Origin of the sequence: Nitrospira japonica (genome assembly GCF_900169565.1) — a bacterium.
Classification (GTDB): domain Bacteria; phylum Nitrospirota; class Nitrospiria; order Nitrospirales; family Nitrospiraceae; genus Nitrospira_C; species Nitrospira_C japonica_A.
This window is the reverse complement of record NZ_LT828648.1, coordinates 888,176-907,882: the sequence shown is the minus strand read 5'-3', so window position 1 is coordinate 907,882 and position 19,707 is coordinate 888,176. Positions and strand designations below refer to the sequence as shown.

22 protein-coding genes are annotated in these 19,707 nt (G+C 61.5%); 14 read left to right on the top strand and 8 right to left on the bottom strand.

Annotated elements, in window-relative coordinates:
- Window positions 1-13: 13 nt before the first annotated feature.
- The 5 genes from NSJP_RS04460 (at window position 14) to msrA (ending at window position 5,853) form a co-directional block, all read left to right on the top strand.
- Window positions 14-1,462, top strand: a complete 1,449-nt coding sequence (locus tag NSJP_RS04460; protein WP_080885729.1) for a TldD/PmbA family protein — start codon at window positions 14-16, stop codon at window positions 1,460-1,462.
- An 8-nt stretch (window positions 1,463-1,470) separates the two neighbouring features.
- Window positions 1,471-2,811, top strand: a complete 1,341-nt coding sequence (locus NSJP_RS04455; RefSeq protein WP_172834160.1) for a TldD/PmbA family protein — start codon at window positions 1,471-1,473, stop codon at window positions 2,809-2,811.
- 90 nt (window positions 2,812-2,901) lie between these two features.
- On the top strand, window positions 2,902-4,494 hold the full coding sequence (locus tag NSJP_RS04450) for a tetratricopeptide repeat protein (RefSeq protein WP_172834159.1): 1,593 nt from the start codon (window positions 2,902-2,904) through the stop codon (window positions 4,492-4,494).
- 82 nt (window positions 4,495-4,576) lie between these two features.
- On the top strand, window positions 4,577-5,110 hold the full coding sequence (locus NSJP_RS04445; protein ID WP_197685476.1) for an SLOG cluster 4 domain-containing protein: 534 nt from the start codon (window positions 4,577-4,579) through the stop codon (window positions 5,108-5,110).
- A gap of 113 nt (window positions 5,111-5,223) precedes the next feature.
- Window positions 5,224-5,853 (top strand): peptide-methionine (S)-S-oxide reductase MsrA, encoded by a 630-nt coding sequence (gene msrA, locus NSJP_RS04440; protein WP_080885725.1) that lies wholly within the window; start codon window positions 5,224-5,226, stop codon window positions 5,851-5,853.
- 65 nt (window positions 5,854-5,918) lie between these two features.
- Here msrA and NSJP_RS04435 read toward each other — a convergent pair whose 3' ends face one another.
- Window positions 5,919-6,245: a PilZ domain-containing protein gene (locus NSJP_RS04435; protein ID WP_080885724.1), complete on the bottom strand. Its 327-nt coding sequence runs from the start codon at window positions 6,243-6,245 to the stop codon at window positions 5,919-5,921.
- A gap of 256 nt (window positions 6,246-6,501) precedes the next feature.
- Here NSJP_RS04435 and NSJP_RS04430 point away from each other — a divergent pair, with 256 nt between their 5' ends.
- The 3 genes from NSJP_RS04430 to NSJP_RS04420 are packed head-to-tail and all read left to right on the top strand — an operon-like array spanning window position 6,502 to window position 8,519.
- Window positions 6,502-7,662, top strand: a complete 1,161-nt coding sequence (locus NSJP_RS04430; protein WP_231989490.1) for a pyridoxal phosphate-dependent aminotransferase — start codon at window positions 6,502-6,504, stop codon at window positions 7,660-7,662.
- A 50-nt stretch (window positions 7,663-7,712) separates the two neighbouring features.
- Window positions 7,713-8,171 carry a hypothetical protein gene (locus NSJP_RS04425; protein ID WP_155969877.1) on the top strand — a complete coding sequence of 153 codons (459 nt, stop codon included), beginning with the start codon at window positions 7,713-7,715 and terminating at the stop codon, window positions 8,169-8,171.
- 27 nt (window positions 8,172-8,198) lie between these two features.
- Complete coding sequence (locus NSJP_RS04420; RefSeq protein WP_080885722.1) at window positions 8,199-8,519, top strand: PilZ domain-containing protein; 321 nt, start codon at window positions 8,199-8,201, stop codon at window positions 8,517-8,519.
- Between the two features lie 28 nt (window positions 8,520-8,547).
- Here NSJP_RS04420 and NSJP_RS04415 read toward each other — a convergent pair whose 3' ends face one another.
- The 3 genes from NSJP_RS04415 to NSJP_RS04405 all read right to left on the bottom strand — a co-directional run bounded on the left by NSJP_RS04415 (window position 8,548) and on the right by NSJP_RS04405 (window position 12,098).
- A complete protein-coding gene (locus NSJP_RS04415) occupies window positions 8,548-10,311 on the bottom strand; it encodes a GspE/PulE family protein (protein ID WP_080885721.1) in 1,764 nt (587 codons plus the stop codon).
- 99 nt (window positions 10,312-10,410) lie between these two features.
- The gene (locus NSJP_RS04410) at window positions 10,411-11,301 is read right to left on the bottom strand and encodes an NAD(P)-dependent oxidoreductase (protein ID WP_080885720.1); all 891 of its coding nucleotides are present in this window, start codon (window positions 11,299-11,301) and stop codon (window positions 10,411-10,413) included.
- Window positions 11,298-12,098: a 3'(2'),5'-bisphosphate nucleotidase CysQ gene (locus NSJP_RS04405; protein WP_172834158.1), complete on the bottom strand. Its 801-nt coding sequence runs from the start codon at window positions 12,096-12,098 to the stop codon at window positions 11,298-11,300. The genes NSJP_RS04410 and NSJP_RS04405 overlap by 4 nt, the downstream gene beginning before the upstream one ends.
- Before the next feature lie 228 nt (window positions 12,099-12,326).
- Here NSJP_RS04405 and corA point away from each other — a divergent pair, with 228 nt between their 5' ends.
- On the top strand, window positions 12,327-13,382 hold the full coding sequence (gene corA / locus NSJP_RS04400) for a magnesium/cobalt transporter CorA (protein ID WP_080885718.1): 1,056 nt from the start codon (window positions 12,327-12,329) through the stop codon (window positions 13,380-13,382).
- Between the two features lie 4 nt (window positions 13,383-13,386).
- Here the strand turns inward: corA and NSJP_RS04395 are convergent, their stop codons facing one another.
- From NSJP_RS04395 to leuC, 3 genes are read right to left on the bottom strand one after another with little or no spacing between them, the layout of a single operon-like run.
- The gene (locus NSJP_RS04395) at window positions 13,387-13,746 is read right to left on the bottom strand and encodes a hypothetical protein (RefSeq protein ID WP_080885717.1); all 360 of its coding nucleotides are present in this window, start codon (window positions 13,744-13,746) and stop codon (window positions 13,387-13,389) included.
- Between the two features lie 15 nt (window positions 13,747-13,761).
- Window positions 13,762-14,385: a 3-isopropylmalate dehydratase small subunit gene (gene leuD / locus NSJP_RS04390; RefSeq protein WP_080885716.1), complete on the bottom strand. Its 624-nt coding sequence runs from the start codon at window positions 14,383-14,385 to the stop codon at window positions 13,762-13,764.
- A gap of 10 nt (window positions 14,386-14,395) precedes the next feature.
- On the bottom strand, window positions 14,396-15,799 hold the full coding sequence (leuC, locus tag NSJP_RS04385; RefSeq protein ID WP_080885715.1) for a 3-isopropylmalate dehydratase large subunit: 1,404 nt from the start codon (window positions 15,797-15,799) through the stop codon (window positions 14,396-14,398).
- A 128-nt stretch (window positions 15,800-15,927) separates the two neighbouring features.
- Between leuC and NSJP_RS04380 the strand changes: the two genes are divergently transcribed.
- Entirely contained in the window at window positions 15,928-16,407 is a 480-nt protein-coding gene (locus NSJP_RS04380; RefSeq protein ID WP_080885714.1) for an MEKHLA domain-containing protein, read from the top strand.
- A 192-nt stretch (window positions 16,408-16,599) separates the two neighbouring features.
- On the opposite strand, the gene NSJP_RS04375 is transcribed toward NSJP_RS04380, so the two are convergent.
- A complete protein-coding gene (locus NSJP_RS04375; RefSeq protein ID WP_080885713.1) occupies window positions 16,600-16,812 on the bottom strand; it encodes a DUF1653 domain-containing protein in 213 nt (70 codons plus the stop codon).
- A gap of 49 nt (window positions 16,813-16,861) precedes the next feature.
- Here NSJP_RS04375 and NSJP_RS04370 point away from each other — a divergent pair, with 49 nt between their 5' ends.
- The 4 genes from NSJP_RS04370 (at window position 16,862) to NSJP_RS04355 (ending at window position 19,610) form a co-directional block, all read left to right on the top strand.
- Window positions 16,862-18,247 (top strand): dihydrolipoyl dehydrogenase family protein, encoded by a 1,386-nt coding sequence (locus NSJP_RS04370; protein WP_080885712.1) that lies wholly within the window; start codon window positions 16,862-16,864, stop codon window positions 18,245-18,247.
- Entirely contained in the window at window positions 18,244-18,915 is a 672-nt protein-coding gene (locus tag NSJP_RS04365; protein WP_080885711.1) for a tetratricopeptide repeat protein, read from the top strand. Before NSJP_RS04370 ends, NSJP_RS04365 begins: the two co-directional genes overlap by 4 nt.
- Window positions 18,916-18,984: 69 nt before the next feature.
- Window positions 18,985-19,188 carry a hypothetical protein gene (locus NSJP_RS04360; RefSeq protein ID WP_155969873.1) on the top strand — a complete coding sequence of 68 codons (204 nt, stop codon included), beginning with the start codon at window positions 18,985-18,987 and terminating at the stop codon, window positions 19,186-19,188.
- Complete coding sequence (locus NSJP_RS04355) at window positions 19,185-19,610, top strand: hypothetical protein (RefSeq protein ID WP_080885709.1); 426 nt, start codon at window positions 19,185-19,187, stop codon at window positions 19,608-19,610. The genes NSJP_RS04360 and NSJP_RS04355 overlap by 4 nt, the downstream gene beginning before the upstream one ends.
- The last annotated feature ends 97 nt before the right edge of the window (window positions 19,611-19,707 follow it).

Genomic DNA, 19,707 nt, shown 5'->3' with positions numbered 1-19,707 from the left:
CCTGGTGTACTCTATGGAGATGACGACGAATTGGATGGAGCTCGCCGAATTGGCTTTGGCCCGCATCCGGGCCGCCGGAGCCGAGTACGGTGACGTGCGTGTCCAGCACAGCCTGACCCAGAGTCTCGAAGGGGAAGACCGCCGGATTGCCTCCATACAGGACGTTGAAGACACCGGATTCGGCATCCGCGTTCTGTATCACGGCGGGTGGGGGTTTGCAGCCAGCTCCGTCTTCTCGCTGGAAGAAGTGCCGCGCGTGGCCGATCTCGCGGTGGAGATTGCCCGCGGCTCGTCGTCCCTGGCCCGCGAGAAAGTGGTGCTGGTCGACGAACCGGTCCATCGCGCCAGTATCGCGACTCCCTTTCGTATCGACCCGTTCGGCGTCCCGCTCGAACGGAAGACCGACCTGCTCTGCGAACTCATGGAATACGTCCACCGCCAGGCCGAAGTCGTCCGGAGCCGCGCCGCTCTGTGGGCCCGCCGGGACCGCAAGCTGTTTATGTCGACGGAAGGCTCCCGGCTCGAATTCGATCTCCTGGCGGTGCAGGGAGAATTCACGGCTGTCGCGCGGCACGACGGCCGGTTTGCGTCACGCAGTTTCAACACGCCGTCCTTGAGGACCGGATACGAGTTGATCGAAGACGCCGCCTTGCTGGCCGAGGCCCCGCGCGTCGCCGCTCAGGCGGCCGAGAAGGTGCGGGCTCCGGCCGTGGAGCCCGGCCGCTACGACCTCGTGCTGGACGCGGAGCATCTCTCCTTGACCATGCATGAGTCATGTGGCCATCCGAGCGAACTTGACCGTGCGTTGGGCTACGAGGCGAATTACGCCGGCACAAGCTTTCTCACTCCCGACAAGCGCGGGACCTTCCGGTTCGGTTCGCCGAGCGTGACCCTGGTCGCAGACAACACCGAGCCGGAAACCTTGGCCGCCACCGGCTATGACGACGATGGCGTCGCCTGCCAGAAATGGGACATCGTGCGGGACGGCCTGTTCGTCGGCTATTGTACGAACCGGGAAACGGCCTCGAAGATCGGCGAAACGCGCTCCCGTGGCTCCAATCGCGCCGAGGGTTGGGGAAGCGTGCCCATCGTCCGGATCGCGAACATCGGGTTGGAACCCGGCTCGGCCAGCTTGGACGACCTGATCGGCGACATCAAGAAGGGCATCTACATCGAAGGGCACGGCTCGTACAGCATCGACCAACGGCGGTATAACTTCCAATTCGGCGGCGATGCGTTTTGGTTGATCGAGCACGGCAAACGCACCCACATGCTGCGCGACGTGATCTATCACGGGATCACGCCGGAATTCTGGGGGCGGTGCGACGGCGTCGCCGATCGGACGCACCGGCGGCGGTTCGGCTTCATTACATGTGGAAAGGGTCAACCGGGCCAGTCCGGCTGGATGACGCATGCCGCCTCGCCGGCGCGGTTCCGGCAAGTCGATGTGATCAAGGGATAGAGCCGCGCATGAGCCTGACAGACAAATCATGGCCCCGGATGACCGGACGCGAGGAGTTTCGCTTTCTTGCCGATCTGGTGTTCAGGCGCTCGGCGGGGGACGCAACGATCGTCGTGCTCCACGATCACCACGGCGGGACGACTCGGTTCGCCAACAGCCAGGTCATTCAGAACGTGGACACGCGACGGGGAACCCTGACGGTCACGGTCTCGCTGGACGGCCGGAGCGGTACGGCCAGCACGACCGACTTCACGGCGGGAGCGATCAACAACGTCGTCGCGAAGGCGGAACAGACGGCAAGGCTGTCCCCCAAGGATCCCGAGTACCTGCCGCCTCCGGAGCAGACGACCTTCCCGCATCGGGACACGGCCCGGCCCGAAACCGCCGCGGCGGGACCGGCGCGGCGGCTCGAATATGCCAATGAAGCGATCGGACAATGCCGCATCGAGAATCTCCTGGCGGCCGGTATCGTCTCCTCCGCCCACGCCTCCGCCGGCATTGCGGCCAGCAACGGACTGTTTGCGTTCGAGGAGCGGACCGAGTCGCGGTTCGGCGTCACGGTGCAGGCCGGTGAGGCGACGGGATGGAGCGCCGCGGCGCACCGTTCGCTGGATCATCTCCGAATTCAGGAGCGCACGCTCACCGCGATCGGAAAGGCCAAGCGGGGCCGCGAGTTCAGAGAGCTGCCGCCGGGCCGGTATCCGGTCATTCTGGAACCGGCCGCCGTGGCAGGGCTGTTGTCCTGGGTGCTCTGGATGTTGGATGCCAGGGACTACGATAAGGGGACCAGCCCGTTCACCGGGAAGCTGGGCCGGCGCGTCTTCAGCGAGCGGCTCACGCTCCGCAATCTTCCCGATCACGGGGACCTCCTTGGAGTCGGATTCACCTCCGAAGGGCTGCCGAGCGAGACGTCGACCTGGGTCGACAACGGGACGTTGCAGCAGCTGTCCTACGACCGCTTCACGGCTCTCCGTCATGGCATTGCGGTCATTCCGACGATGGAGGCCCCGTACCTGTCCGATTCGAAACCGGCCGCGGCCAAAGTTCAGGATCTCATCAAACAGGCCGACCGGGCCATTCTCGTGACCAACTTCTGGTATATTCGGGTCGCGAATCCTTCGGACCTGACGCTGACGGGGATGACCAGAGATGGGACGTTTCTGGTGGAGGACGGCCAGATCGTGGCGCCGGTCAAGAACTTCCGGTTTCACGAGAGTCCGCTCCGGGCCTTTGCACAGCTGGAATCCTGCACCGAGCCCGCCGAGGCCGTGACGTCGGAGACGAATAAGGCACTCGTTCCCGCGATGATGATCAGGGAGTTCAACTTCTCAAGCGTGACGCGATTTTGAGCAGGATGCGTGTTCCGCCGGCCAACTCGTTGCATGTCCTCCGATAGCACACATTCACGGCATCGGGGCGGCCGTCTGCTGTGGCCGACCGTGGGTCTCCTCCTGTCGCTGACCTGCGTTCAGGCACAGGCTGCTCCCCCGATCTTCGAGAACCTCGGGACGCTGCATCATCCGATCTCGACCGCGTCGGAATCGGCTCAACAGTATTTCGATCAAGGACTGCGGCTGGTCTATGCATTCAACCATGCGGAAGCGATCCGGTCGTTCGAAGAGGCGTCCAAACAGGATCCGCAGGCGGCCATGCCGTACTGGGGAGTGGCGCTGGCGCTCGGTCCGAACATCAACTCCGGCATGGGGAAGGACCAGGAGCGGCGCGCAATCGAAGCCGTCAGACAGGCGCGGAGTCGCATGGATCAGGCCGGCGAACGGGAACGTGCCTATGTCGAAGCCTTGACCAAACGGTATGTCGGCACGAAAGGAAGCGCGCGGAGTTCGTTCGCCAAGGCATATGCCGATGCGATGAGACTCGTCTGGCATCGTTATCCGGACGACCCCGATGCCGGCGTCCTTTTCGCCGAAGCCTTGATGAACCTCCGGCCATGGGATTTGTGGACGACCGACGGAAAACCCAAGCCCGGAACGGAAGAGATCGTCGTGACACTCGAGACGGTGTTGACCCGGCATCCTGACCATCCGGGGGCCTGCCACTATTATATTCACGCCGTCGAAGCGTCGCCGCAGCCCGAGCGGGCGCTAGCCTGCGCCGACCGGCTGGCCGGCCTCATGCCGGGAGCCGGCCACCTCGTCCATATGCCCGCGCATATTTTCGCGCGAGTCGGAAAATATCACGAGTCGGCCGAGCACAACGCCCAGGCCGCGCATGTCGATGAGACGTATCTGGCCGAGCAACACCCGGACAGTGACTATGCCGACGGATACTACAGCCACAATCTCCACTTCTTGTGGTCGTCGTTGATGATGGAAGGACGGAGCGCGGAATCGATCAAGATCTCCGGCTCGCTGCTGGCCACGATTACGGAGGAAGAAGTCCGCAAGGACCGATCAAAAGAGCAATACTTACCATCCAAACTTTTTGCCTGGATTCGGTTCGGCCGTTGGGAAGACCTCCTCAAGGAGCCGCCTCCGCCGCGCGGGTTCCGCCTCATGGAAGGTGTGTGGCGTCTCGGTCGGGGATTGGCGCTGGCTGCGACCGGACGGCTGCCGGGCGCGGCGGGCGAACACTATGCGCTGGCCGGACTCACGAAGCAGGTCCGCCGGACGCGTCTGCCCCATGAAAAAATCGAACGGGATCAACTCAAGATCGCCGAGCGGCTGCTGGCGGGCGATCTTGCGGCGCGTCACGGGCGCTATGAGGAGGGGGTTCGCGCCCTTCAGGAGGCGGTCAAGATCGAGGACGCCATGCAGTACTCCGAACCGCCGCTCTGGCCTCTGTCGGCGCGGCTGTATCTGGGAGCCGTCCTGCTGATGGCGCATCGTCCCGTAGAAGCCGAGCAAGTCTACCGGACGGATTTGAAACGGTTTCCGGAGAACGGGTGGGCCCTGTTCGGGCTGGGGCAAAGCCTGCGTGCCCAACAGAAGGATGACGCGGCGGCGGATGTCGATCGCCGGTTTCAGGCCGCCTGGAACTACGCCGACGTGACACTGGCGGCTTCCAGATTTTGAGCCGTACCGCGCCGTGTCTTTGGCAACGAACCCGGCAACCGGCTACAATCTGTCGAATAGACTCGAGCGAAGGGAGCTTGGCGTGCGGTACATTGTGGGAGTGATGGGGCCGGCCAAAGCGAGGAAAAAGGACATTGAGAATGCTCGAGCGCTCGGAGAGCTGATTGCACGACGCGAATGGGTGCTCCTGACCGGAGGACGTGACGTCGGGGTGATGCACGCGGCGAGTCAGGGGGCGAAAAAAGTGGCCAGAAGCCTGACCGTGGGTGTGCTGCCGTCGACAAGGGATCGAGTATCGAAATACGTCGACGTGGCGGTGATCACCGAGATGGGTAATGCGAGAAACAACGTCTGCGTACTGTCCAGCCAAGTGATCGTGGCCTGCGGGCTGGGTGGGTCCGGAACGGTGTCGGAGGTTGCGCTCGCCCTCAAGGCCGGAAAGAGCGTGATTCTCCTGGGCGCCACTCCGGTCGAAGACAAATTTTTCAAGAACCTCGGAGGCAAGCTGGTATCCAGCGTACAAACGCCAGAGGATGCCATCAACGTCATCCTGAAGCGACTCGAACGAGACGACAGCCAGGGGATGCAGGGACCCAATCCGTGGGCGGGATTCTAGCCCCGCACCCAAGGAACCCCTGTTATCTGTCTCGGCACATCCGTTTCCTCACGAAATTCGTAGATAGGTATAAGAGCTTCTGACCTTTTCGCGTCTGTCCCGGAGTCCCCACAATGCGTCGCATATCACGGATATTCATCCTGTTGGCGGTCATCCAGACGTCCTTCGGAGCCCTGATGTCTCCGTTGTCCGCAGCTCCGAACACCCCACCGGTTGCTGCGGCGAAAGCATACTTCGCGGGGGGATGTTTCTGGTCTATGGAGCGTGCGTTCGAGAAAATAGACGGCGTGTCCGGTGCAGTCTCCGGTTTTATGGGCGGGACAGTGAAGGATCCGAGTTACGAGGAGGTGTCCACCGGTCAAACGGGACACATGGAGTCGGTCGAGGTCCGGTACGATTCTTCGAAGGTGACATACGCGCAACTTCTGGACGTCTTCTGGAAAAATATTGATCCGCTCACGACCGATGCCCAATTCTGCGATCACGGGCCGCAATATCGCACGGCGGTTTTCTATCAGAGTGAGGAAGAGAAGCGATTGGCGGAAGATTCGAAACGCGCGCTTGAACAATCAAATCGGTTTACCAGTCCGATTGTGACGCAGGTTCTGCACGTGTCGGAATTCTTCGCCGCGGAGGAGTATCACCAGGACTTCTATAAGAAGAATCCGGTACGCTATCGGTTCTACAATTCCACGTGCGGGCGAACACAGCGCTTGGAGGCCTTGTGGGGTCCGGCGTCGTAAGTCAGGGTGGAGCGGGAGAAACGTCGGCGAAACTTGCGTAGGGCAAGGAGTCGGTACAGACCCGTCTAGGCTTTGGCTTTCATCAGGATGGCCCGCAACCGTTCGCGTTGAGCGGGACGGATTCCCAAAAACTCCAACCCGAACGTCTGCTCCTTGACCCAGCGCACGATGCTGTCGTCGATGCGCAGCGGCCACGGCTGATCCTGCAGGAACAGCGACAGTTTGAGGACCATACCGCACTTCACTTCGGTCTGAGAAGTGGCCTGGCAGCCTCCGGTGGAGATGTCGAGGATCGTCGCCTCCCCCTCGAACTCGTCCTCCCCGAAGAAGAACAAGCGATGGCTGACCTTCAGGCGTCGTCCGCGGCGATCCTGTCCGTCTTGTCCGTTCATGTGTACCGGCCGCCTTTCGCACCCGGATGGGGTTCATTCATCGATGCGCTGCTATAACGCTCGCCGATGAATTCGCGTCAGGCCTTCCCCGGGCGTGGTACTTCCGAGGAGGGATGAACGGCCCCTTTGAGGGCACTCTATCACAGGCGTGCAGGCTGCCTAGCGAAAACGCATACCTGCCATCGCCGACAGGCGACCTTGACCTTTTCGGTGACCTTCTGCCAGAAGGGACGAAACCATCATCAGGAGGATTGCGGTGGGACGGACCTTTATCAATGAACGATTAGCCCGGCTCGGACATTCGGAAATTCGGGCCATGACCCAGGCGTGCGCCAAGGCCGGTGGACTGAACCTGGCACAAGGCGTCTGTGACACCCCGGTTCCTTCCGTCGTCGTCGAGGCGGCGGAGCAGGCGATGCGGAGCGGGAACAACGTCTATTCCCGATTCGACGGGCTTGCCGATCTGCGAGAAGCCATCGCCGAGAAGCTGGTGCGCGACAACCGTGTCCAGGCCGACCCCGAGAGCGGGATCACCGTCAGCGCGGGGGCGACCGGCGCGTTTCATTCCGCCTGCCTGGCCCTGTTCAACCCGGGGGACGAAGTCATCGTCTTCGAACCCTACTACCAGTATCACGTGAGCGCCCTGCTCGCCGTGGAGGCGGTGCCCGTCATCGTCTCGATGCATCCGCCGCAATGGACCTTTTCAATTGAAGAAGTCGAGCGGGCCGTCACGCCGAGGACCAGGGCGATCCTCGTGAACTCACCGGGAAATCCGTCGGGCAAGGTCTTCGACCGGCGGGAATTGGAAGCCGTCGCCGCCCTGGCCCGCCAGCACGATCTCCTCGTGTTGACCGATGAGATCTATGAATACTTTCTGTACGACGGAGCCTCGCACGTCAGCATGGCGGCCTTCCCGGGCATGGCCGACCGGACGATTACCATCGGCGGCTATTCGAAGACGTTCAGCGTCACCGGTTGGCGCATCGGCTATGCCGTGGCGGCGCCAGAGTGGTCCAAGGCGATCGGGGCGATGAACGATCTGCTCTATGTGTGCGCACCCACGCCGCTTCAGGTCGGCGTGGCGGCGGGAATCCGCACTCTGCCCGCTTCGTTCTACACGGCACTCGCGAAGGAGTATCAGGGTAAGCGGGATCGTTTTTGCACGGCGCTGAATCAGGCCGGCCTGACCCCTTCGATCCCGAAGGGGTCGTACTACGTGCTGGCTGACGCGTCAAGGATCCACGGGAGAAACGGCAAGGATCGCGCCCTGCACGTGCTCGAGAAGGTTGGCGTGGCGGGAGTTCCCGGCGAGGCATTTTTCTCCGGCTCGATGGGCAGTCGCTTCATCCGGTTCAGTTATGCCAAAACGGACGCCGACATCGACGACGCCTGCAGGCGATTGTCGAAGCTGGCATGATCGGCGCGCACGCTTGCCGTGATCACAAGGCGATGATACAACAAGTATATATGCGACGATCAATCGGTCGAACCATCCTCCTCTGTCTCCTTCTGTGTGTCGGCGTGGGATGCGCAAAACCGGTGCTCAAGGATTCGATGCCTGCGCCGGCCAGCCTCCCCGCCGATGCCGGCGAGGACCGCCGCGTTTTGGCCGGTGAATGGGAGTACGAAGAAGGAGCGGTCGTCATCCTGCGTCTCGACGAGCAGGGAAACGGCACCTATGCCTGGAAAGACGGCCGGTTTACCACCACGGCGCTGACGGGACGGATCTGGGAAGGTCTGTGGTCGCAGCGCGAGAATGATCGGGAAGGCGGCTTTCGCGTGGAGTTTTCGCCCGATTTTTCGGAAGGGGAGGGCCGCTGGTGGTACACACGGATCGGCCAGGATCACACGCCCTCACAGAAAGGGGGAACTTTCCATGTGAGCAGAAAAAGCGAGGGGATGTCTCGAGGCGAGACTCCTCAATGAGCGGCTGGCGATGAAAGGCAACAACCAGTGATACAGAGGAAGTCACCGCGGTTCGCCGTTCAGCTTCCCATCCGCTTCCAGGACGATACCGCCGAGGCCGGCGGAACCATCCTCAACATCTCCCATGACGGCTGCATGATCACGGCCAGCCGAACGCCGGACACGGCGACGTATCTTCGTCTCGACTTGCACTTGCGTGAAGGGGAGCCGCCGGTCAAGGTCAGTTTGGCGGCGGTTCGCTGGGCGTCGAAGAGTCAGTTCGGGCTGGAATATATCAAAGTCGGGGCTGAAGAGCGGGAACGGCTGAAAAGTTTCATGACCATGCTGGAACGGTCGCCGGGGTTCTGACCGCTCCCGGGCGCAGCTCCGGACGGACTCATTTCATCGAAACGGCCCGCACCTGCTTGAACGTCGTGACGCCGCCGAGTACTTTCCGGATCCCATCCTGCATCAACGTGGTCATGCCGGTCTCCCTGGCGGCCCTGAGCATGTCCGAGGTCCTGGCTCGGCTTTGAATCATGTTCTTCAGGTCGTCGGAATTGCAGAACAGTTCGTGCAACGGCACCCTCCCCTTGAATCCCGTTTGATGGCAGGATTCGCATCCCTGGTTCCTGTTCAGCAGGAATGCCTCGTCGTAGGGAATGCCCAGTCGTTCCCAGGCTTCCGCCCCGTAGCTAGCGGCGAGTTCGTCGTACTCCTGCCTGGAGGGATGATACGACTGTTTGCAGGCCGTGCAGAGCCGCTTGCACAGACGCTTGGCGATCACGCACAGCATGGAGTCGGCAAAATTAAAGGAGTCGCATCCCATGTCCAGCAGCCGCGACACGGTTTCGACGGCGCTGTTCGTATGCAACGTGCTGAGCACCAAGTGGCCGGTCAAGGATGCCTCGATCGCGACCTCGGCGGTTTCCTTGTCTCGCATCTCGCCGATCATGATGACGTCGGGATCCGCCCGGAGGAACGATCGCATGGCGGACGCAAACGTGAAACCGATGCGCGGGTGGACTTGAACCTGGCGCAGCCCTTCCTGAGTGATCTCGATGGGATCTTCGGCCGTCCAGATCTTGCGTTCATCCGTATTGAGATGCCGGAGGATTGCGTGCAAGGTCGTCGTCTTGCCGGATCCGGTCGGCCCGACGCACAGGATGAGGCCGTGAGGTTTCTCGGCCAGCTCCAGCAGGATGGCCAGGTCGCGGGAGGAAAATTCCATCGCCTCCAGAGGCAGCGGCTCCTTGGCGCTGAGAATGCGGAGCGCCACGTCTTCATTTCCGCCCGCCGTGGGTAACGTCGCCACCCGCAACTCGATCAAGCGTTCGTCGCCGAGCTTGAAGCGGATTTTTCCGTCCTGCGGTTTCCGGCGCTCCGCGATGTCGAGGCTCGCCATGATTTTCATCCGTGAAACGAGCGCCCGCCGGTAGGTGGCCGGCACCCGCATATAGGTCGAACACGTGCCGTCGACGCGAAAACGGACGGCGGTTTCCTTGCGGTCCGAATAGGGTTCGATGTGGATGTCTGACGCTTCTTTGCGGTAGGCCTCGACGATGATCTGATTGGCGAGCCGGACGATCGCGGAATTGTTCTCGTCGATGGAATCACTCTCTTCATTGGCATCCCGCTCCGAACGGGCTTCCGACCGCAATTCTCCCAGCGTATCGCTGATCGACCCCATGTCTCCGTCTCCGCTGGCGAGCTGGAGGTAGCGTTCGATGTCGCGCTGGAGGCTGACCGAGAAGCGGATGGTGAGGCCGGGGAACGCACGGCGGATGTCGTGGCCCTTCTCCAGGTCATGAGGGTTGTCGATCAGCACATCGATCACTTGCTCGTAACGCCGGAAGGGAATCCAATGGTACTTCTTCAGATAGTCGTAGCTCAGGTCCTTGAGCAGGCTGGGATCCGAGACCGATCGCTCATCGAACGGTACGTACGGACAGCCGAAGAAGGTGCTGAGCGCCTTGCCAAGCTCGGCCCTCGGAACGCGATACTTATCCAGCAGGAGCGACTCCAACTCCGCGGTGCCGCCCAAGGCGGTTTGAAACGCCTTGACCAGGTCGGCTTGGCGAATGAGCCCGTCACTCACCAGGGAGTCGAAGGCCTCGGGATTGATCGGTGCTTTGGTCGGCTTTTGTACAGCGGTACGCACGTGTCGATCGCTATGATTTCGTTATTGAGTTGAACGATTCCCAGTATAAAAGATTCCCGATGATCTACAAGGAATTTGCGAAGTGTCGACGGGACGAATCTATTGCGGCCCAGTCGTGTCGGGCGGATTAATGACGTCGAACAACGCGGAGTAATCCACGTCTTGCAAGCCTTTCGCGATGGTGGCTTCAAGCAGCCGCCCAACTCCGTCCGCGGATTCGGACTGGAGATGCAGGCCGGCTGCAAGGCGGCCGAAGAGACGCAAGTCCTTTAAGAGATGCGCCACGGAAAAATTGGGGTTGTCGTATTGCCGGGCAAGCAGGCGGGGCAGCTTCTTGTCGAAGGCGGGAGCAAATAATGCACTTTCGCGAAGGATAGCCATGAACGTGTCGGGGGCGATGCCGGATCGCTGGACGGCGCCGAGGCTCAAGGAGAACGCCGCGATCTGTGCTGCGATGAGCTGGTTGAGGGCAAGTTTCAGCGCTGCGGCGCGGCCGACCGGACCGATCAAGCGCGGGTGCCGGCTCAAGGCATTCCAGACGGGCCGCCACGCCTCAAACTGCCCGACCGTGGCCCCGACCATGACGAGTAGCGTTCCGGCCTTCGCCTCGGCCAGACTTCCGAGCACGGGAGCTTCGCAATAGTCCGCGCCGCAAACACGGAGATCGCGCTGCAGCGTCAGACTTTCGTCGGGGCCGATCGTGCCCATCTGAATCACCGTCTTGCCGGAGAGGCGTTGCGCGCAGGGCGGATTCAGCAAAATCGATCCGATCGCCGCTGCATCGGTCAGGACCAGAAGGATTCCTTCGGCCTGCGCAACGGCGTCTTCAGGATGTTCCGCGATCACGAGACCTTGCGACCGGAGGGCTCGAGTCTTGGAGGCCGTTCTGTTATAGGCGATGACTGACAGGCCGCTATGGTGCAATCGTTCGGCGATGGCCCCTCCCAGCAGGCCGGTGCCGAGGAGGGCGACCGTTCCGGGCGGTGTCATCGCGTCGCCCGTTTACCGGCTCGAGCCACGTGGCTTCGCAGAAGTGGTTGCAGGTGGGGATCTGTCGTTCCTGCCAGGGCGAGCAAGCCCGTGAATTGAGGGACAGGCTGGTTGAAGGTCAGAGAACGATGGTCGGCGTCTTCGACCAAGCCCCCGGCCTCTTCGATCAACAGCACGCCGGCCGCGAGGTCCCATTCGTTCTCCGTCTCGGCTGTGATCGCCGCCTGGGCTCGCCCGGTCGCGACGAGGGTCAGCGCATGGGCGATGGAATGGAAGGTGCTGGTGCGCGCGCGTTGATTCAATTCAGTCCAACGACCGCTGCGGAACTCCCCCGGACTGACCATCACAAGAGGAGAATCTGTCCCGATTGACCGGGGGACCACCGGCTTGCCGTTGACCCGGAGGCCGCGGCCTCGGGCGGCGGAAAAGAGCTCATCGGTCGAGGGGTTGAAAATGACCGAGGCAAGGGGATGACCCTTCTCGATCAGTGCGACGGAAATACAGAACTCCGGCAGTTTCCTGATGAAGGCCCTCGTTCCGTCGATGGGATCTACGATCCAGACACGGGCACGCTCCAGCCTGGCCGGGTCGTCCGGAGATTCCTCGGATAGCCATCCGTCCTCGGGAAAGTACTTCTGCTGCATCGCGTGAAGGATTCGATTGACTTCCAGGTCGGCGGTTGTCACCGGAGAGCGGTCGCTCTTCGTCTGCACGTCAAACCCAAGGCGCGCCAGCTCGAGAACCCGGGCACCGGCTTCGCGGACGGATTCGACCAGGAGATTGAGTTCTCGATCCATACAGGAGACCATGTGTATCGTGCGGTATCGTCCATCTCAGCCTATCAGGTCTCGGACTGCCGTCAAAGGGCAAAGTCGCAGACTCCACACCGTGTGGCCCTTGACCAGCCGGGAAAACCTGCGTACAAGCAGAGCCTGATGAGCTGCCGGCCCTCGAGAGCTCGTCCCATGCCTGCGGTTCTTCCGGAGGGGCCGGAAAACCTGCTTCCACGGTCTGTCAGGTTACCCATGAAACTGGTGCAGAAACGTTCCAAGAAAAGCGGGCTCGCTCCGGGAACCATCGTTCACATCGGCGAGAAGAAATCCGAGGTCGTCACCATCACGACCTTCCACTATGCAGGGGGATATTGTGAGGAAAGGCAGGTGGAAGATCCGGCCACGCTCGCGCCGCCGACCGATGAATCGGTCGTGTGGATCAACGTCAGCGGCGTGCATCGTATGGATGTGTTGGAAGCGTTCGGCAAGCAGTTCGGCCTCCACCCGCTCCTTCTGGAAGACATTGCCAATACCGATCAGCGTCCCAAGCTGGACGACTACGACACCTATCTCTTTCTCGTGACGAAGATGTTGACCTTGACGGACAATCAGAGCGTAATGGTCGAACAGGTCAGCGTGGTGTTGGGGCGGAACTACGTGCTGTCGTTCCAGGAAAACGGAACCGATGTGTTCCAACCCGTGCGGGAGAGGCTGCGCGGCGGCAAAGGCCGTTTACGGCAGTCCGGCGCGGACTATCTGTGTCATGCGCTGATCGACGCAATCGTGGACCAGTACTTTGCCGTGCTGGAGGTGGTCGGGGAAAAGATCGAGTCGTTGCAGCAACTCGTGGTGGCAGATCCGCAGCCGGAGACGCTCCGTGACATTCACGCGCTCAAGCGTCAATTGCTTTTCCTGCGCCGAGCCGTCTGGCCGTTGCGGGATGTGATGAACAATCTTTCCCGATCGGACTGTCCGTTTCTTCAGCAACCGACGAAGGTCTTCTTTCGCGACGTCTACGATCACGTGGTGCAGATCGTGGATACAATCGAGACTTTGCGCGAAATGGTCTCGGCCAGTCTCGACATCTACCTGTCGAGCGTCAGCTACCGCCTGAACAGCGTCATGCGGATGTTGACGGTGATCACGACGATCTTCATGCCGCTGAGCTTCATCGCCAGCATCTACGGCATGAATTTCGAGCACATGCCCGAGCTCCGGGCCGAATGGGGCTATCCGGTGGTCCTGGGAGTCATGGCCGCGGTCGGAATTGCGATGCTCGTGCTGTTCCGGAAAAAGGGCTGGCTGTAGGGCGCTATTCCTGTACCTCGACGCGATCGACGAAGTACGGCGTATCTCCGAAGCAGGTGGTGGGAAGGTAGCGGTATTCTTTGTAGTGCAGCACCAGCCTCTTTCCGATCAGTTGCGTCAATTGCGCCGCGACGTTCTCGTCCCACACACTGAATTCCCAGAGGACCGGGGCCACGCCCGGCACGGTCGTCATCGCTAGTTCTCCCTCCGTGGTCTTGCAGATCCAGCCCTTGGTCGACAGCTTTTGGATGTAGCCGGCACGGTTGCCGTCCGAATAGCTGTAGTTCAGCGCCACCAGCAAGTATGCCGCGCCGAAAAAGAACAGTATCGTAAACAGCAGTCCCGGTCGCCAAAACCATCTCACGCGAAACCTCCTCGGCTAGGAAGGGAGATCGAGAAAAAGCCAGGGCGCCTCGTGTTTCCGCTTGGCTTCATAGGCGGAGATCGCCGGCTCGTGTTGCAGCGTAAGACCGATGGCGTCAAGGCCGCGGTACAGACAATCTTTTCTGAACGGATCGATCTCGAAGCGGTAGGACACTCCGGCCGGAGCGGTCACCGTTTGTCGGCCGAGGTCTACAGCAAGTGTGTATCCTTCCGTGGCCAGGACGTCCTTCATCAGGGATTGGATGTCGTCGGACCTCAGGACGACCGGCAGGATGCCGTTTTGGAAGCAGTTGTTGTAGAAGATGTCCGCGAAGCTGGACGCGATCACGCAACGAAAACCTTGATCGAGCAGAGCCCATGGCGCATGTTCACGCGACGACCCGCAGCCAAAATTGTCGCGCGTCAACAGGATCGTCGCATCGTGATAGCGGGGCTGATTGAGAAAGAACTCGGGGTCCGGCGACCCGTCCTTGCGCTTCCGCCAATCGTAGAACAGGCCCTCGCGGAGGCCGGTCCGCTTGATGGTCTTCAAGAATTGCTTCGGAATGATCTGATCCGTGTCGACGTCCACACGATCGAGCGGGGCCACGAGTCCGGTCATCTGGGTGAATGCGTGCATGAGTTCCTGCCTATGTCCAATGTCGGATGTCCACAAAATGCCCTTCGACCGCGGCGGCGACCGCCATGGCGGGGGAGACCAGGTGAGTTCGTCCGCCTGCGCCCTGCCGGCCCTCAAAGTTGCGGTTGCTCGTGGAGGCGCAGCGTTCACCCGGTTGAAGGACGTCGGCGTTCATCGCCAGGCACATGCTGCAGCCGGCTTCCCGCCACTCGAATCCCGCCTCTACGAAGACCTTGTCGAGCCCTTCCTGCTCCGCCTGCTGTTTGACCAATCCGGATCCGGGCACGACCATGGCGTGCACGGTCCTCGCGACCCGCTTCCCCTTGGCCAGTCCTGCGGCCAGACGAAGATCCTCGATCCGTGAATTGGTGCAGGAGCCGATGAATACTTTGTCGATCTTGATCTCCGTAATCGGCATGTTCGCCGTCAAGCCCATGTACTCAAGCGCGCGCTCCACCGCCTGCCTGGCTTTGTCGTCGGCCAAGCCGCGGGGATCCGGAACGCGTCCGTCCACGCCGGTGACCATGCCAGGGCTCGTTCCCCAACTGACTTGCGGTGCGATGGCGTCGGCCTGCAGCGTGACCGTGGCGTCGTAGCGGGCGCCCGGATCGGATCCGAGCTTCCGCCAGACTCGCACTGCCTGTTCGAAGAGTTCTCCTTGCGGCGCCAGCGGTCGTCCTTTGAGATAGGCAAAGGTCTTGTCGTCGGGGGCCACCAAACCGGCCCGTGCCCCGCCCTCGATCGACATGTTGCACAGCGTCATCCGGCCTTCCATGCTGAGGCCCCTGATCGTCGATCCAGTGTATTCCACCACGTAGCCGGTGCCGCCCGCCGTTCCGATCTTGCCGATGATCGACAAGATCACGTCTTTCGCTGAACAGCGGGGGGACAATTCGCCGTCCACCCGGATTTCCATGGTCTTTGGCCGCTTCTGTACGAGGCATTGCGTGGCGAGGACGTGCTCGACCTCGCTCGTGCCGATGCCGAAGGCCAACGCGCCGAACGCGCCGTGCGTCGAGGTATGCGAGTCACCGCACACGATCGTCGTCCCCGGCAACGTAAATCCCTGCTCGGGACCGATGACGTGCACGATGCCCTGCCGCGGGTCATCCATGCCGAACAGGGTGATGCCGAAGTCACGGCAGTTGTCCTCGAGCGTCCGAATCTGCTTGGCGCTGATCGGATCGGCGATCCCCAGACGACGGTCCGTCGTCGGCACGTTGTGGTCCGGTACCGCCAGGGTGGCGCCGGGTCTTCGGGGTCGACGGCCCGCAAGCTTCAGTCCCTCGAACGCTTGAGGTGAAGTGACCTCGTGGACCAATTGGCGATCGATGTAGAGCAGGGTCGTGCCGTCCGGTTCTTGGCGCACGACATGGGAATCCCAGATCTTATCAAATAGGGTCCGGCTGGACATGCACATTCCTCCGTTGCACTGAATCGGGGGAGCCCATTATACAGAGGTCCACCCGGGAATTGACAAGGGTGCGTCCTTCCTGGTTATGTCGGGCCGAAACATGTGTATCCCGTGCTGCTCGGTGAAACATGGATGATACGGCGGGATCGTCGGGCTGGGCCACGCCGTCGACGGTGCAATGGTGCCGATGGCTGCTGGACAGCTATCGGCATTGGGCCGGCGAGGAACTCATCGAGCGGGCCGGGACGCCGGAGGTTCAGGCCCACAGGCTGTTCGACGCACCGTTCGTGGTGGTCTCGCACGGGATCGAAGAGGATCCGATACTGAACTACGGGAATCGTCGCGCGCTGGACTTATGGGAGTCGACCTGGGAGCAGTTGGTCACAACCCCGTCCCGGATGACCGCCGAGCCGGTTCATCAGGATGAACGCCGCCGGATGCTGGAAACGGCGCGCTCGTGCGGCTTTTTCAGCGACTATCGCGGCGTGCGTATATCCCTGACGGGACGGCGGTTCCGTATCGAGGGGGCCTGCGTGTGGACGGTCATGGATGCGCGGGCGGTCAGGGTGGGTCAAGCGGCCAGCTTCTCACAGTGGACCAGGCTCTAGCAGGATGTTGAAAAAGTCCTCTGGCTGCGTTCTCGCGTCGCTCATAGGCTCAGCGTACGGCAGAGAGTACGCGATTCGCCTCTTCGCTCGCTGCGGCCTTGCCAGAAGGCCTTTTTGAACATCCTGTGAGCGCTTCTGACTCGATATAGCGATCATGCCCAGCTTTGTGTTTTCTGGGTCCAAAACAGTTTTTTAACGGCCTGCTAGAAACCGGAAACGGGGTACGTCCTTTCCATCGACCGTGACCGTCTCCTCAAACATGGCGCGAGGCCTGATCCACAGCCCGCGCGCGCCGTACAGGGCCCGATACACCACGAATTCCTCTTCGGTTTCCGAATGCCGCGCGGTCCCGACGACTTCGTACTCGTCGCCCTTGTAGTGGCGATAGCGGCCCGGCTCAACCATACATGTAGTACTATACGGCAACCGGACGAGTTATCCCATAGGGAGGCGCATGGCAAACTCGCATGACATCGTGATCATCGGAGGCGGATCCGCCGGCTATGCCGCGGCGCGGACTGCGGCGGATCGCGGCGCACAAGTGGCGATCGTCGATCAGGGCCCGCTCGGAGGTCTCTGCATCCTGCGCGGTTGCATGCCGACCAAGACCATTCTGCGCACGGCCGAGATTGCCGCATTGATGCGGAGAGTCAAAGAGTTCGGCCTCTCACCCGTCGATGTGACGGCGCATTTGGAGCAGATCGTCGACCGCAAGGATCGGCTGGTCCGGGAGTTCGCCGACTATCGCATCGAACAGCTGCGGGACCCGCGGTACAAGCTCTATCAAGGCGCCGCCTCTTTTCTCTCTCCCAACCGAGTCCGGATCGGGTCGCAGGAAGTGGAGGCGAAGGCCTTCGTCATCGCCACCGGCTCCGTGCCGAACGATATATCGGTGCCGGGATTGCACGAAACGGGATATCTGACCAGCGATACCTTGCTCGATCTTCGGGATCGGCCCGCGTCGATGGTGGTGCTGGGCGGCGGACCGGTCGCCCTGGAGTTCGGCCAGTTCTTTGCGCGGATCGGTACGGCCGTGACGATCATTCAACGAAGCCCTCATCTGCTCTCGCATCTTGATCCGGATGTCGGGTCCGCGTTGGAGCAAGCCTTACGGGAAGAGGGGATTGTCCTCTACACCGGCACGGCCCTGCAGCGAGTCGAGCGGTCCGGCTCGAACAAACGGGTCACGTTTCACCACGAGGGGCGCGAGGTCCATGCGGACGGGGCGCTCATTCTCCAGGCGCTGGGACGGCGGCCTCGGATCGACGGGCTCGCGCTGGACAAGGCGGGGGTGGCCGTGATCAATGGGCGAGTAGCGGTGGATGACACCATGCGGACGTCCCAGCCGCATATTTTCGCCGCCGGCGACGTGACCAACCTCTATGACATCGTCCATATCGCCGTGCAGCAAGGGGAGCTGGCGGGCTTCAATGCGCTCCAATCGGAGGGGGCACTGCGATCCTTCGACAGCCGGTTGGTGACCGACGTCACGTTTACGGAGCCGCAAGTGGCGACGGTGGGATTGAGCGAAATGGCCTGCCGCGCAGGTGGGATTCCGCATCTTGCCGCCTCATATCCCTTCGCCGATCATGGGAAGGCCATGTGCCGGGGCGACCGTCACGGATTCGTCAAGCTGGTGGCGTCTCCGGCCGGAGGGAAATTGCTCGGAGCCCAGATCGTCGGACCGGAAGCCGGAGAACTCATTCACGAGCTCATTGCCGTTATGTACTATCACGGCACGGTTGCCGACCTGCTCCGCATGCCGCACTATCATCCGACTCTGGCAGAAATCATCACATACCCTGCCGAAACGCTTGCCGAGCGGATTGGACTGCCATGAGATTCGTCCTGCTGGCTGCCTTTCTGGTGTGCGGGCTCGTCGCCTGCCAGCAGGCTACGTGGGAATCGACCATGGCTGCGGCACAACACGCTGTTCAGCAAGGGAATTACGCGGAAGCGGAACGGCTCCTTCTCGTGGCGGTGCGCAAGGCGGAAGAGTTCGGCTTGCACGATCGTCGGGTCGCCGTCAGTCTGTCTCAGCTGGCGCAGGTCTATGCCGGACAGGGCAAACACGTCGAGGCCGAGCCGGTTTATTTGCAGGCGCTCAAGATCTATCAGGAGGTACACGGTGAGGACCATCCTGACGTTGCGGCCACTTTGAACAATCTCGGAGTCTTACATCGCATGTACGGGCAGTATGCCGAGGCCGATCCCTTACTGACCAGGGCATTGCTCATTAAAGAGCGGCTCCTGGGGCCGGAGCATCCCGATGTCGCGCTCGGCGTGGCGAATTTGGCTCAGCTCCGGGTGGCACAGGGCCAGCCTGAACGGGCGGAGCCTCTCTATCGCAGGGCATTGAACATACGAGAAAAGACCTTGGGCCCGTCGCACCCTGAAGTGGCCAAGACCTTGGATGACCTGGCCAATGTCTTGAAGAAATTGGGGCGCAGGGAGGAGGCCGTCTCCCTGGAGGTGCGGGCCCGCGAGCTACGAGCCGCCCGGAGTTGAACCGGTGCCTGGTTCCAGTGTAGCGTACAGAGCATGGATTCCCCGCCTCCGATCCGCGTGAATTGGCGAATGAACGCCATGATGGCCCGGTTCGTCGGCGTCGTCGCCATCGCGTCCGGGTTCGTCATGGGGATCTATGGGCTGGAGGATCAGGGTTCTCGATGGCTTCAGACGGCCCTCGGCCTCCTGGTCACGGGCATGTTGGCGCAGGGCTATGCACTATATTGTTCGATCAAGCGGATGCAGGAGCTTCACGACCGGCCGAAACCATGATATTTCCCTACCGCGTCCCTCGCGTTCTTCCGCTCCTCGTCAGTGCCCTGCTTGCCGCTGCGTGTGGCGGTCCGTGGCGTGACGGGTACTTCAACAAGGGAGTGAACCGACTCACTCAGGACGAAGTCACCGAGAAATTGGGTCCGCCTCATACCGCCAAAACTCCCGCACTCGGCGGAGACAGTATCTGGACGTATCGTGTGCCGATCACCGAACGAGAACTGAGTTCTTTGCATTTTTCGGGATTGTCCAACGCCACCAAACAGGCCACGTCGCTCTTGGGAAAGGCCGGTGAGGGCCCCAAAGAGATTCTCTACTGCTATCGATACACCTTGACGTTCAACGAACAGAAGGTGCTCAAGCAATGGAAGCGGGAGGAATGTGTGCCGGGAACCCGCGAAGCTCTCCTGCAGAACGAATAGGTCTCTGCTCATCTTGCATAGGAGTCCTTGTGAGCCGGTGGCGTCCGGAGTCGATCCGAGACGGAGGTGACGACACGACCGTCGACACGTCCGTTCA

Bases quoted from the DNA above. Each gene is read 5' to 3' on its own strand.
- NSJP_RS04460 (WP_080885729.1), top strand. From the start codon at position 14: ATGGAGATGACGACGAATTGGATGGAGCTCGCCGAATTGGCTTTGGCC.
- NSJP_RS04455 (WP_172834160.1), top strand. From the start codon at position 1,471: ATGAGCCTGACAGACAAATCATGGCCCCGGATGACCGGACGCGAGGAG.
- msrA (WP_080885725.1), top strand. From the start codon at position 5,224: ATGCGTCGCATATCACGGATATTCATCCTGTTGGCGGTCATCCAGACG.
- NSJP_RS04435 (WP_080885724.1), bottom strand. From the start codon at position 6,245: ATGAACGGACAAGACGGACAGGATCGCCGCGGACGACGCCTGAAGGTC.
- NSJP_RS04425 (WP_155969877.1), top strand. From the start codon at position 7,713: ATGCGACGATCAATCGGTCGAACCATCCTCCTCTGTCTCCTTCTGTGT.
- NSJP_RS04410 (WP_080885720.1), bottom strand. From the start codon at position 11,301: ATGACACCGCCCGGAACGGTCGCCCTCCTCGGCACCGGCCTGCTGGGA.
- NSJP_RS04405 (WP_172834158.1), bottom strand. From the start codon at position 12,098: ATGGATCGAGAACTCAATCTCCTGGTCGAATCCGTCCGCGAAGCCGGT.
- corA (WP_080885718.1), top strand. From the start codon at position 12,327: ATGAAACTGGTGCAGAAACGTTCCAAGAAAAGCGGGCTCGCTCCGGGA.
- leuD (WP_080885716.1), bottom strand. From the start codon at position 14,385: ATGCACGCATTCACCCAGATGACCGGACTCGTGGCCCCGCTCGATCGT.
- leuC (WP_080885715.1), bottom strand. From the start codon at position 15,799: ATGTCCAGCCGGACCCTATTTGATAAGATCTGGGATTCCCATGTCGTG.
- NSJP_RS04380 (WP_080885714.1), top strand. From the start codon at position 15,928: ATGGATGATACGGCGGGATCGTCGGGCTGGGCCACGCCGTCGACGGTG.
- NSJP_RS04375 (WP_080885713.1), bottom strand. From the start codon at position 16,812: ATGGTTGAGCCGGGCCGCTATCGCCACTACAAGGGCGACGAGTACGAA.
- NSJP_RS04370 (WP_080885712.1), top strand. From the start codon at position 16,862: ATGGCAAACTCGCATGACATCGTGATCATCGGAGGCGGATCCGCCGGC.
- NSJP_RS04365 (WP_080885711.1), top strand. From the start codon at position 18,244: ATGAGATTCGTCCTGCTGGCTGCCTTTCTGGTGTGCGGGCTCGTCGCC.
- NSJP_RS04360 (WP_155969873.1), top strand. From the start codon at position 18,985: ATGAACGCCATGATGGCCCGGTTCGTCGGCGTCGTCGCCATCGCGTCC.
- NSJP_RS04355 (WP_080885709.1), top strand. From the start codon at position 19,185: ATGATATTTCCCTACCGCGTCCCTCGCGTTCTTCCGCTCCTCGTCAGT.